General features: G+C 55.7%; 12 protein-coding genes. 3 read left to right on the forward strand and 9 right to left on the reverse strand.

Annotation, left to right across the window (positions count from 1 at the left end):
* Positions 1–18: 18 nt before the first annotated feature.
* From RBB80_RS13820 to RBB80_RS13850, 7 genes are all read right to left on the reverse strand, one after another.
* Entirely contained in the window at positions 19–2,181 is a 2,163-nt protein-coding gene (locus RBB80_RS13820; RefSeq protein WP_433968785.1) for a DPP IV N-terminal domain-containing protein, read from the reverse strand.
* A 1,214-nt stretch (positions 2,182–3,395) separates the two neighbouring features.
* Entirely contained in the window at positions 3,396–3,803 is a 408-nt protein-coding gene (locus tag RBB80_RS13825; RefSeq protein WP_433968786.1) for a winged helix-turn-helix domain-containing protein, read from the reverse strand.
* On the reverse strand, positions 3,800–3,994 hold the full coding sequence (locus tag RBB80_RS13830; protein ID WP_433968787.1) for a hypothetical protein: 195 nt from the start codon (positions 3,992–3,994) through the stop codon (positions 3,800–3,802). The genes RBB80_RS13825 and RBB80_RS13830 overlap by 4 nt, the downstream gene beginning before the upstream one ends.
* 303 nt (positions 3,995–4,297) lie before the next feature.
* Positions 4,298–5,821, reverse strand: a complete 1,524-nt coding sequence (locus tag RBB80_RS13835) for a fumarate hydratase (RefSeq protein ID WP_433968788.1) — start codon at positions 5,819–5,821, stop codon at positions 4,298–4,300.
* A 169-nt stretch (positions 5,822–5,990) separates the two neighbouring features.
* The gene (locus RBB80_RS13840) at positions 5,991–6,524 is read right to left on the reverse strand and encodes an outer membrane beta-barrel protein (protein ID WP_433968790.1); all 534 of its coding nucleotides are present in this window, start codon (positions 6,522–6,524) and stop codon (positions 5,991–5,993) included.
* Positions 6,479–6,727: a hypothetical protein gene (locus tag RBB80_RS13845; RefSeq protein ID WP_433968792.1), complete on the reverse strand. Its 249-nt coding sequence runs from the start codon at positions 6,725–6,727 to the stop codon at positions 6,479–6,481. Before RBB80_RS13845 ends, RBB80_RS13840 begins: the two co-directional genes overlap by 46 nt.
* A gap of 227 nt (positions 6,728–6,954) precedes the next feature.
* The gene (locus RBB80_RS13850; protein WP_433968793.1) at positions 6,955–7,140 is read right to left on the reverse strand and encodes a hypothetical protein; all 186 of its coding nucleotides are present in this window, start codon (positions 7,138–7,140) and stop codon (positions 6,955–6,957) included.
* Here RBB80_RS13850 and RBB80_RS13855 point away from each other — a divergent pair.
* Positions 7,111–7,419, forward strand: coding sequence for a c-type cytochrome (locus RBB80_RS13855; protein WP_433969665.1), 309 nt, complete (start codon positions 7,111–7,113; stop codon positions 7,417–7,419). The two genes, RBB80_RS13850 and RBB80_RS13855, sit on opposite strands and share 30 nt — an antisense overlap.
* An 83-nt stretch (positions 7,420–7,502) precedes the next feature.
* Here the strand turns inward: RBB80_RS13855 and RBB80_RS13860 are convergent, their stop codons facing one another.
* The gene (locus RBB80_RS13860; protein ID WP_433968795.1) at positions 7,503–8,636 is read right to left on the reverse strand and encodes a DUF481 domain-containing protein; all 1,134 of its coding nucleotides are present in this window, start codon (positions 8,634–8,636) and stop codon (positions 7,503–7,505) included.
* 596 nt (positions 8,637–9,232) lie between these two features.
* On the opposite strand from RBB80_RS13860, the gene RBB80_RS13865 reads away from it, so the two are divergent.
* Together RBB80_RS13865 and RBB80_RS13870 are read left to right on the forward strand one after the other, a co-directional pair.
* Positions 9,233–9,970, forward strand: a complete 738-nt coding sequence (locus tag RBB80_RS13865; RefSeq protein ID WP_433968796.1) for a GvpL/GvpF family gas vesicle protein — start codon at positions 9,233–9,235, stop codon at positions 9,968–9,970.
* A 227-nt stretch (positions 9,971–10,197) separates the two neighbouring features.
* Entirely contained in the window at positions 10,198–11,790 is a 1,593-nt protein-coding gene (locus tag RBB80_RS13870; RefSeq protein ID WP_433968798.1) for an OmpA family protein, read from the forward strand.
* Positions 11,791–11,979: 189 nt separating this feature from the next.
* Here RBB80_RS13870 and RBB80_RS13875 read toward each other — a convergent pair whose 3' ends face one another.
* On the reverse strand, positions 11,980–12,201 hold the full coding sequence (locus RBB80_RS13875) for a hypothetical protein (protein ID WP_433968800.1): 222 nt from the start codon (positions 12,199–12,201) through the stop codon (positions 11,980–11,982).
* Positions 12,202–12,240: the final 39 nt, after the last annotated feature.

Below are 12,240 nucleotides of genomic sequence, written 5' to 3' on the forward strand. Positions count from 1 at the left end.
CCGACTGGGCATGATGCTTTACCGAAAGTTGTCGACCAGAAATAAATCGCTGTCGGCTCGATCTAATTGCGTATACAGAATTGAGCGTTCATCAGGCGAAACGGCCAACCCGCGCCCAATCGGCACTTCGAGAACGGCCAGGTCTTCGATGGCGCCGCTAGAAAAGTCTTTGAAACTTATGATGGCCTGGGACTCCGGCGCAGGCCGCACGAAGTAGATTCCTCGCTTGGCCACAGCAAAGTTATCGAAACCGTAAAGAGACGGCAAAACTTTCGATTCGGTGCCCCCTGCCAAAGGAAGCGACCACAGCCCTGGATCAGAACCTTTGGAAAAATAAAGGGTCTTTCCGTCCACGGATTCTAATGCGGCGACTCCGTCCGTCTTCGTAAGTCGATTCGCGGAACCTCCGCTCGCAGGGACTCGCCAGATTTGCCCTCCAGCCTCACGCTCAGACTCGAAGTAAATCCATTTCCCATCATGCGACCAGCTTGGCGCGGTGTCATTCCCCAATCCCGCCGTCAGTTTCCGATAATCGCCGGTCTTCACATTGACGATGAATAGATTGGCATATCCATAGAGCCGGGAATGGAACACAATGTACTTCCCGTCTGGAGACCACCTCGGAAACCCACTCACCTCCGCATGCAGGCGGGTCAGTTGACGCGGAGAGGTCCCGTCCCTGTCCGCAAGCCAGATTTCGCAATCGCCCGAACGGTCCGACTGGTACGCGATTTGCTTACCGTCAGGTGAGTACTGAGGATTGAAATCCTGACGGGTCGAAGCAATCAGCCGGCTCTTTGATATCTCTGAGCGATGCCCCGATTCCGACGAAACGGGATCCAGATTGATACGCCAAATGTTGTTATCTTCCATGTGTTTGGCATAGACGAGACGGTTTGTCCCAGCGCTAAGTGCAATCGATGAAATGTCTTGCCCTATCTCGTTCAATAAAATAGCGTCGCCATGATTAAATACGGGAATTCTCCAGATTCGAAAGCCGAGCTCTGAGTGGTCGCCGACGAAAATGATGCTCTGGCCGTCCCTCGCCCATACCGGACTCGTATTCATCCGAGTGGAATTGGTCAGTCTTCTCGCCTGGGAGACCGTACCGTCTTCGTGCGGAATTTCGAGAATGTAAATATCGGCGGAATATGTACCAAGATGCCGCGCAAATGCAAGGTATCTCCCATCGGGAGAAAACGAGGGGCTTAGGTCCGCATCTATGGGTGCTGGCTTATACAGAACTCTCCTCTTTTTACCCGTCAAAGCTGAGATGAGGACAAGGCTCATGGGTGAATGTGGTGTCTCCGCTTCGGACGTGGCAATCCACTCACCGTTTGGCGACCATGAAATACTGACTTCCGGTTCAGTGGGATCAACCTGAAGTGTCGCGATCTCCTTCTCGGTCCCTCCTGCCGATGGGATCGTCATGACCCGAGCGTTCTGATCCGAATCGAAACGCAAGAATGCAATGATCTGACCGTCGGGTGACCAGCTAGGGTTCCGGTCATTTGTGGAATCGGTGGTTAGTCGGACGGCTCCTTCAGAACCGATGGCCTTCTCAAAGATGTGGTATCTGAAAGAGTGGCCGTCATTATAGGCAAACGCTACTTCATTCCCGTCGGGAGACAGTGTGGGTTGCACTTCATTGCCCTGGTCGGTCGTGAGCGGTATTGCAGTGAGCATTTGGACTGAACGGCCCGTGCGTTGCCGAATGGAACGAACTGCGAAAAGACCTCCGAGCACAGCAAGAAGTCCAAACACAGCAGGAAGAATGAATAACCAGAACCTGGCACCCGTCAGGCGAGGTTGGAGACGAACTGTTTTTGAGGATATTTCGTTAAATTCAACGAACTTGTCTTTGGGTCCATCGCCATGCGTGCTGCCGTTTAGAAGAACAGTTGACTGCTGTTGCGACAGGTCAGAATGTCCCGGCTCAGCCAGACGACGAGATTGCCGCCACGCATCCACTTCGTCGACGTACGCGTAGACGCTGCCGCGCTTTTCATGAAGCTGGCGATGGACCGGGAGTTCCTCCGTCTCTTCCCATCGGCGAACAGTACGTTCGCTGCGCATGAGATAGGACGCAATTTCCTTCCAGGACTCCAGGCGGACCCTTGGTCGCTCCGTGACCTTCGGCAGTCCCAGTAGGTTCAATCGAGGATCGCCATTAGCTGACATACTCCATCCCGACCCCAGCAGGAAATTATACCGGCCAAAAGCGGCCAAAAGCGGGATGTCCTGTTTTGTCCGTCGCCGGAACGATGGAATTGGAATAGACAACATGCTCAGACCGTTTGGAACGCAAGCCACGCGGCCGATCCGATCTTCGAATGAGTATGGATTTCGTCTTGCGAGCGAACCCAAGATCGCAAGACAAAAGGAGAACTTCATGAGAACTACAAGACTCAGAAATCCAGGGCGGGTCAATCTAGCCTTGATAGCGCTGTCAATCCTGGTTGCTCCTGTTGCGAAAGCAGAATGCGGAACCGCGGCACATAACGGCAATAGGTTGTCTCCGGAACTGAGGAGCCTTCAAGAACCGGCCGCACAGGGGGAAGAAGACTTCTCAGACCAGGCTGGTTCACCCGTGGCACAAGATAAGGAAAATGACGATTCGAGGCCTACTGTTCTCGGCTTTGGAAGAAGGTCTATTTCTCTGGAGGGATGCTGAATGATATAGGTTTCGAACAGTTCAGTGCCGGGGGTCCAGAGCTCTTGAACGATGTGGGCGCGTTTAACGCGGGCACCAGTTTTTGCATGGGTGCGTGGAAAAAACCGGGCTGCGGAGCTACGACCTTGTGCATACGGCCTTTATTTTCGAGGGAATGAATGCCACCGGGGTTGGCATTGAAAAAACACATCTCACCGTGAGCCGGGACGGGAACAGGTTTAAGGGAACCTGGACTCAGGATAACTATGACCTATCCGGGAAACTCATCCCGGGGTTCCATTTTGATGGCACAATAAGGGGCACGCGAATTGCTCCCGGAGCCGACTATCCGTTCCCGTTGCCATTGTAAGACCGGGTGCGCTAAACAACATTCGATGATCCATCTGAATCAGCACGCCGGTCATTCCTTAAGTTCAGATTGGAAGGCGGAGTGGAGTTTGTTGCCGACCGGAGCATCGAGTCTAGAACTAGGTGCAAAATCGCCAATGCGATTGTCGGAGGGTCGATCACTACCGACAATGTATGGTCCGCCGCGACTGCAAGGGAAAGCTTTGGTCGAGAAGGACAAGTCTGCGCAAAGGTATTCGGTCTTTGGTGGAGATCGGTTCTCCACCAAATCGTTCTTGTTCGACTTCACCAAGGGCATCACAAACTGTGCCGCGATCAGACGCTGACGCCTGGTCAGTTCCCCAAGACCGTTTCTCGGTATGAAAGTGACAACTTATCGATCTAAACAATCGACGTGCACTATGGAGTTCGTCGCGGCGACAATCTTCACCTCCTGATCCGGAATCAGGTGCACATTCTCCACCAGCCGGTATCCCCGCCCCGGCACCGTAACGATGTACCTGTGATCCTGTGCCGTCTCCCCCAGCGCCTTCCGCAGCATAAAGATGTTGCGGCTGAGATTGGCCTCTTCCACAAAAGTGTCGGGCCACACCGCTTTCATTAACTCGTCTTTGGTTACCACCTCTTCGCTGTGGCGAATCAGCACCAGAAGGATCTGAAAAGTCTTCGGCGTCATCGGGACAGGCTCACCCTCCCGCAGCAAAGTCTCCCTCTCTGGATCAACGCGGAACGGTCCGAAGTCGTAGAGTTCCTTCGCTCTCTGGCCTGGGTTTGTGATCATTGGGTCACACTCACCTCACTCACAACCCGATATCGGATCTGGTCGCCGGGCAGATCCGCCACCCCAGTTACCTGGCCTCGATTGTTGATTGAAAGGGCCACAGTTCCTGAGCCGAGCAAGGTGTTATTGATTGTTCCGCCGAGGTTGCCGAGGTTGTGAACGGAGCCGTCGCGGGTTATAGGCAATTTCACATCAGCGGGTTCAGAATTGACACCGCCCGATTCTGTCAAGCCCCAAACCAAACTAACCACCATCGTTTCAAAGAGATACCCCGTCATAAACTGCCGCACCAACTGCTATACTGGTAGTAGAGCAAGGTAAAGGCCCCGACCATCCATCGGGGCCTTTACCTTTTAGTAAACAATTCTCGCTAAGTCCTTTTAAAGGGACAAGTTACACTTTGAAGTACCAGGATAAATCATGTGTTTTGAATACTTTAGCACTTTATCGTGGGGTGAGGGGTACCAGTGACACAGACCAACCGTCGCACGCAGCTACTGCAGAATTGGAATCCCGGCGATTCTGCGCGACCACTCCTCCGGCCCCGTCGTATGCACGCTGGTGCCTTTGGTATCGACCGCCACGGTCACCGGCATATCCTCGACCTCGAACTCGTAGATCGCCTCCATCCCAAGGTCCGCGAAGGCCAGGACCTTAGAGCTCTTGATCGCCTTCGAGACCAGGTAAGCCGCGCCGCCAATCGCGATCAGATACACCGCCTCGAACTCGCGAATGGCATCGATCCCGGCAGGTCCGCGCTCTGCCTTGCCGATCATTCCCAGCAGGCCGGTCTCAGCCAGCATCTGTCGAGTGAACTTGTCCATGCGCGTCGCTGTCGTCGGTCCGGCAGGTCCTACGGCCTCGTCACGCACCGCCTCCACCGGCCCAACGTAGTAGATAAACCGGTTTCTGAAGTCGACCGGAAGCTTTTCACCTCGCGTCAACATATCGGTCATCCGCTTATGCGCAGCGTCGCGACCAGTCAGCAGTTTGCCCGAAAGCAGAATCACCTCGCCCGGTTTCCACGTCTTCACATCCTCGTGGGTCACGGTATTCAGATCCACCCGCCGCGCCGTGTGTACGTCGTACTCCAGCTTCGGCCATGCATCCAGCTTCGGCGGATCCACCATCACCGGCCCACTGCCATCCAGCTTGAAGTGGAGGTGCCGCGTCGCTGCGCAGTTCGGAATCATCGCAATAGGCAGATTAGCCGCATGCGTCGGGAAGTCCATGATCTTCACATCCAGCACAGTCGTCAGGCCGCCCAATCCCTGCGCGCCAATCCCCAACCGATTGACCTTGTGATAGAGCTCAATCCGCAGCTCTTCGATCTTCGTCTTTGCCCCCCGCGCGATCAGCTCCTGCATATCGATCGGGTCCATCAGCGACTCCTTCGCCATCACCATCGCCTTCTCCGCGGTTCCGCCGATCCCAATCCCCAGCATTCCCGGAGGACACCATCCCGCGCCCATGGTCGGCACCGTCTTCAGCACCCAGTCCACCACCGAGTCCGAAGGATTGAGCATCGCGAACTTGCTCTTCGCCTCCGAACCTCCGCCCTTGGACGCAACCGTTACGTCGACGTCCCCGCCTTCCACCAACTCCACTACCACCATCGCAGGCGTGTTGTCGCCGGTATTTCTCCGCGTGAACACCGGGTCTTCCAGAATGCTCGGCCGCAACACGTTGTCGGCATTGCGCCATGCCTCGCGCACGCCTTCATCGACCATCTCCTGCATCGTCATCATGCCGCCAATACCCCGCTCCCAGCGGACATCCATCCCCACCTTCACAAACGCCGTCACGATCCCGGTGTCCTGGCAGATTGGCCGATGGCCCTCGGCGCACATCCGCGAGTTGATCAGAATCTGCGCCATCGCATCCTTCGCGGCGTGGCTCTGCTCCATCTCGTAGGCCCGGGCAAGGTTCGTAATGTAGTCCACCGGGTGATAGAAGCTGATGTACTGCAGCGCATCCGCCACACTGCGGATAAAGTCGTCCTGCTTGATCGTCGCCATTACGAACTGCCTCCTACGAATCATTCCCCGCTACAGCATTTTACTTGCGCTGTATCGTCTCTGGCCGGAAACGACGCCGTTTCAACCAGTGATCTGAATATCAACTCTCCGCAAAACAAAACGGGTGCAGCGAAGTACCTCGCCGCACCGGTTCACAATCAGCCAACTCTTACTTGATCTTTCCGAACCGATACACCAGACCGACATTTACCCCGAAGTTGTTCTGGATCGTGCTCTGCGGCCCATGGGTCAGATCCGTCGGATCCAGCCGGAAGAACGTCGCCACGTAGGTTGGCGAAACCCGAAACGCGATGTTCGGATAGAAGTTGTAGTCGAAGTTGGCACCGAGGGCAAAGGCCGGCTTGGTTGCATCCTGCCACACCCCGATATCCCTCGACTGGAAGCCCTTGGCGTCGCCGTCGAACTTGCCCAGCACAGCTCCGCCCTCGCCGGTCACCGTCACCGCAATCTTCTCCTTCGCGTACACACGGTAGGCCACTCCGCCCAGGAACGGGTACTCCGAGATCTGCGGATTGAATGGCAGAGTTACTGGCGACCCAAGGTTGTTCCCGATCTTCGCATTCCCATACGCTCCGCGAACTTCTCCGATGATGCCCAGCTTCGGATTCAGGAAGTAGGTTCCCGACATCCAGAACGTCACTTCATTATTCTTCTGCAGGGAAGAGCCTGGTTTGAACCGCATGTATCCGCCGCCCCCGCAACTTCATACCGATGGCTATACGTCTCCGCAGTCGTCCGCGCGATGCGAGCCTTGCGGTTGGCGCTCGACTCCCGCCGCGTCCTGTGCGTCACCTGTGCCTGTACCGCAACCGCCCCGCTGGCCATCAACCCCGCCAGCAACAATCCTGCTACCTTCTTTACACTCGAACGAAAACCGAACATCAACGATTACTCCTGCACAAGCTTGGCTTTGCTATTGTGGTACTCGAGACCTGCGGGCTGAAAGCCCAACTGCGGCCATCCCCTTATTAGAACATCCGCCGCCCCTCAAAGCGGCCATCACCCCCAAGGAGTTTGCTCAAGATGGCGAAAAAAAACAGTAGCGGCGGTGTTGGCAAAGTCTTTCTCGGTTTCCTGCTAGGTATTGTCGCCGTCGTCCTTGGACTCTTCGCCTATCTCAAGTTCGGACCGCTGCCAGTCGCAGTGGCCGACTCGGCCCTCCCTTCGAAAAGCAGATCGTCCGGCTCCCTCTGGACGCCCGGATCGAACGCGAGTCCAAAGCCGCTCCCTTCGGCACAAGCGAGGATGTCTTTGAGTCCGGAGCACACATCTACCGTGCTCAGTGCGCGAGCTGCCATGGCACTCCTGGCCGCGATGTACCCTACGCCAAGGCTATGTTCCCCTCAGCTCCGCAGCTCTGGAAGAAACACTCGACGAGCGATGTAGTCGGCGTCAGCGACGATGAAGCCGGCGAGACCTACTGGAAGGTAGCCAACGGCATTCGTCTCTCCGGCATGCCCTCCTACAAGCATGTCCTCTCCGACACGCAGATGTGGCAGGTCAGCCTGCTTCTGGAGAACGCCGACAAGGAACTCCCCGGTCCCGTCACCCAGATTCTCAACGCTCCCACACCATAACCGGCATAGCCGCAGAGAACACGCCATAAAACAGAACGGCTTCGACGCATCATCAGCATCGAGGCCGTTCTCTCTTAACCGTCCTACTTCAGCGTGTAAGTCACACCAGTGATGAATTGAAAGCTGTTGTCTTTGTAGCCAAACGCCGGATTGCTCAGATAATTATCCTGCAGATCGAGATTGAGGCTGAAGCGTTTGTACGTGGGTAACAGCAACCCGGCCTCAAAGATCGCAGAGTATATGCCGGTATTGTTCCACGACTGTATGTACGTGCCACTTTCCGTGAACAGTATCTTGTGCGGCAGATTGCGATGATACAGCTCGCTGAAGCTCGATCCGATCAGATCATTACTCGTGGTGGGCGGCACAAAATTTTGTCTTTCATAGTGGACATCTGCCTTTACGTCAAACTCCTGAACCGGTGTTTTGATCAGGGTATAGCCGATACCACCGCCGTAGATCTGCTGCAGATTCAGGCCCTGCGCGAAGTTGTGATCATACGACACCCCTACCAACCCATAAAGCCTGGCAGTGATGTATTTATCATGCTCCGCATCGGCATGAAAGATGTTGGTCTTCGCTACGGAATCTGGCGTTGGAGGCGTCGTCTGCGGAATCACGGGTTGCGTCAACTTGCCATAAGTCTCCAAAACGTTGATGGTGTCGCGGGTCCGCGGCGACAGAAATGCGACTGAAGGAACGAGCCGTATCAGGTTGACTGCCGCAGTGAACGTCTGTCCCGTGTTCGTCGATTCAACCAACGTCACTCCACCGGTCACTCCTCCTGTCCAATCCTGAAAGATTCCCGGGTTTCCGGTGACTTCTTTGGAATAAGTCGCGCCATCGATCAGAACGGAAAGATCCTTCACCGGAATTGTCTCGACAACGCTCGAGGATGTCTGGTCGGCCAGCGCCACCGCATTGTCCTGATAGGTTATCGTTGCCGGCGTCTTGGAGGTGCGGGTCACGTTTTCGCCGTTCTTCAACGCGACGAACTTACCAGCTGTGTGCAGCTCCTTGATCTTGTCCGCGGTCACGGTGATTTCGCCGACGATATCGCTCTTGAACACAAACGAGTCGCCAGTCGCCCCCTCCAGAGTTCCCGTCAACTGATCGCCATTGGTAAACACGATCACATCGGGTGCTGGTTTGGCCGTGGCGCTCTGGGCCCATCCCGTCGATGCCTGGTAAAACATGGCGCCTAAGATCAGGCTCAAGACAAACAGACTGGTCCACTTACCGCCCCTGCTGCCAAGGGTAGTCTCGTAGTTTGGGCTCATCCGTTAAAAATAGCCCAGCCTTGCGGAAGCTCAGACGTTTTCGAGGTAAATATGAGACTTGTTGTTCGTGTCATTGGAAAGATGTTGCGTCTGGTCGGCATCTCCAGCCCTGAAGATCCCGCTTCCAGGCCGATCACCGCGTCCGATCCGCCCTCTTGGCGCACTCCTGAGCACCCTCCAGCGAACCAAAAACTTCAACCGGAGAGTCGATCAGCGTTCCACTCGCCACGGTCTGCGTCCTTCCTGGATCGCATCTGGAGGTATGACCTCTTCCAAGCCTCAGTAAATCGACAATGGCCCGTGCCCATAAAATAGTGCATCTTTCCGGCGAAGAAAGTGTTGCCAATCGTACTTCGATAGGCATACTATCCGTTTCGGTTCGGCGGAATTTGCGGCAAATTCGCATGCTTCTCAGGACCAAAAACCTATTGAAATGAAGAGCTCCTTCAAGATTTTCGTATCGGTTTGAGTTACATAACCAACTTCCTGATGGGGCGGTTAGACCCCTCAGCGTGCTCGGAAGGATAAAACTTATGGCATGGTACGCGTATTGCGTCGCAGAGAGACAGGCATTTCCAGAGCTTTGCCGCCACCGCCGCCCGATGCCCCTGACGAATGTCTCGGGGCTCTTCGGTAACCAGACGTTCTTGTTTCCCGCCAGTGATTTAGCTGTCATCGTCTCTGAGCACAGCCCCGAAGACACAGCTCGACTCGACCAGCAGGCCGCCAAAGATCATGCACGTGTCGTCGCAGATTGCTTCAAGCTTTCCACCGTCCTGCCCTTCCGCTTCGGGACCACCTTTCAGGATGACGATGCTCTGCGCCGCTCCGTTCGCTCCAATCAGCGTCACTTTCAGGCCAACGTCGAGCGTCTACGCGGCAAAGCCGAGATGCATCTCAAAGTACTCGTCGACGATATCTGCCCAGGCAACGCCGCTCGGGACATGACCGTGGGCCAGCAGTATCTGACCAGCCTGCGCGAGAGCGCCAGCCGTCAACGCGAGCGCCAATCCAAAGCCCGCGCCCTCTCCATCCAGATGCACCGCATGTTTTTGCCGCTGGCCGAAGAGATCACCTGTAAGCGAATGGACACCGGCAAGATGCTTCTCGACATCGCTCACCTCATCGACAATAAGACCGTGGAGCGCTATCAGAACAAATACACCTCTGCCACGCTCGAGCTCAAAGACTGCCGCATGCAGCTCTCCGGCCCCTGGCCTCCTTACCACTTTGTCCATAAGACCACACCACAACATCAGCACAGCGCATAACCCAAACCACCTGCGGCTCTCTCACGGAGAGCCGTTGTTCGTCTCGTGCGTCTCGCAAGCGCCCTGCTTTCAGTTGTTTATATCCCTCTAAGCACCATGGAGTGTACCCGGTAGGCGCGTTTCCCGGACACCCTTTACTCCGTCCTGCGCATCGCATCATAAGTCGCCAGACGCAGGAAAAGTTCTGCGCCTGTGCCATTAGTTTGTGTTCGGCAAGGAGATTGTGAATGAACCGCACCAAGAACGTCCTTACTGCCCTGATGATCTCTGCTGGAATCTTTGGATACTTTGGAGCTGGCTCTATAGCGCTCCACGCACAGGAGCCTAACCCCACGGCCCAGACCAATCCTCCTCAGGATTCGGATGAGATCAAGAAGCAGGACAACGGAATCTATCTCTATCGTGTGAAGGTCGTTCAACGCGACCTCGACGCCGTCAACTATCTGCATCGTAGCGGTTCGACAAATTTAGCCTTCAAAGGTACTCCTCTGCTTCCTTTGGCCAAAGGGGAGGCCAAGGTAACAAGCGAGCGGGGTGGAATTCACATCTCAGCCCGGTTCCAGGGACTCACTCCAGCCAACGGCTTCGGCCCTGAGTACCTGACCTACGTCCTTTGGGCGATCACTCCCGACGGCCGCCCTAACAATCTTGGCGAAGTCCTTCCAGCGAACAATAAGAACAACATTGAAGTGACCACCGCCCTGCAGTCCTTCGGCATGATCGTCACCGCAGAGCCTTATTTCTCAGTAACCCAGCCGAGCGATGTCGTCGTGCTGCAGAACGTGATCATCAATGACAAAACTACCGGCGTGCTCGAAAAAGTGAATGCTCATTACTCCCTTCTGGCACGCGGTTCTTACGCCCAAACAGAGGGCTCCAAGTCGAACCTGAATCCAATTACGAGAGATGAAAGATCTCCGCTTGAGCTCTATCAGGCCAACAACGCCGTCCGCATCGCGCAGGCAGCTGGAGCCGATAAATACGCTCCCGACATCATGGCGGAGGCGATGCAGGACCTACGGAATGCTACCGACATCGACCAGAACAAAAAGGGCGACCGCAAGATGGAGATCACCTTCGCGCGCCAGGCCGTACAGCGTTCTGAAGACGCCCGTCTCGTCACTCTGCGCAAGCAGGCTGCGGAGCGCCAATTGAACGCAGACAACGCCAAACGTGACGCCGAGGCTCAGGCTCAGCAGTCGCAACTTCAGGCTCAACAGTCGCAGCTTGAGGCTGAACGCGCCCGTGCTGCCCAGGCTGAAGCTGATGCCGACCGCGCCCGTGCTGAAGCAGCCGCCGCCGAAGCTCAGGCTCGTGCAGCCGCTGCCAATAAGAGCGCAACAGATGCCAACTCCGTCCGCGAAAAGCTTCGGAGTCAACTGAACAGCGTCCTCGCCACCAGCGAATCAGCTCGAGGCCTCATCGTCAACATGTCCGACGTGCTCTTCGACACCGGCCGTTACACGCTCAAGACCAACACACAGATCAGTCTGGCTAAGGTTGCCGGAATCCTTCAGGCCTATCCTGGATTGAAGCTTCAGGTAGAGGGCTACACCGACAGCGTCGGAGGCGACCAATACAACCAGAAACTTTCGGAAAACCGTGCTGATGCCGTTCGCGACTTTTTAGTCACTCAGGGTGTTCAGACGGATAACATCTCCGCCACTGGTTACGGCAAAGCCAAGCCTGTAGCCGACAATGCTACCGCGCAGGGCAGAGCCCAGAACCGCCGCGTCAATCTTGTCGTCTCGGGCGACGCAATTGGCGTCCAACAGAGCAGCCCAGACGCCGATCCAGCCCCTCCGACAACACCGCAGTAAATTCGTTCCTTCCCAAACCAGAAGGCCGCCGTAGGCGCGCCTTCTCTTCCCAGAACAGACGAGTAAATGTTGGACACCAGAATTCAGCGCCAACCTAACCGTAAAGTCGACGATCAGATCAAGCCGACCCAACAGTGGGACTCCGACTCGGTTGGGCCACAACTGCCAACGTCCAAGCAGTCTAAAACCCTACAAGTGAATCGACCACCCAAGCTCCGCGAGCTTCTCTTCGATATCGGCAAGCGCAACCGTGAGCGCAGATCGTCGGTGTGGGCTCGAAGTCCGCTCCGACAGAATACGTTCTCTCTGCAACTCCAGCGCCTGACGTTTTCGTTTGCGTTCCGCCACCTCGGCATTATCGTTTGCGGTGACAGGTTTCGGAGCGGCAGCTTGGTTTTGCTGTTCTTCCACGGATTTACTCTCCCATCCTCGCGACATACTTCTCATTCT

The sequence above is a fragment of the Tunturiibacter gelidiferens genome, from assembly GCF_051013345.1.
Lineage (GTDB): Bacteria > Acidobacteriota > Terriglobia > Terriglobales > Acidobacteriaceae > Edaphobacter > Edaphobacter gelidiferens_A.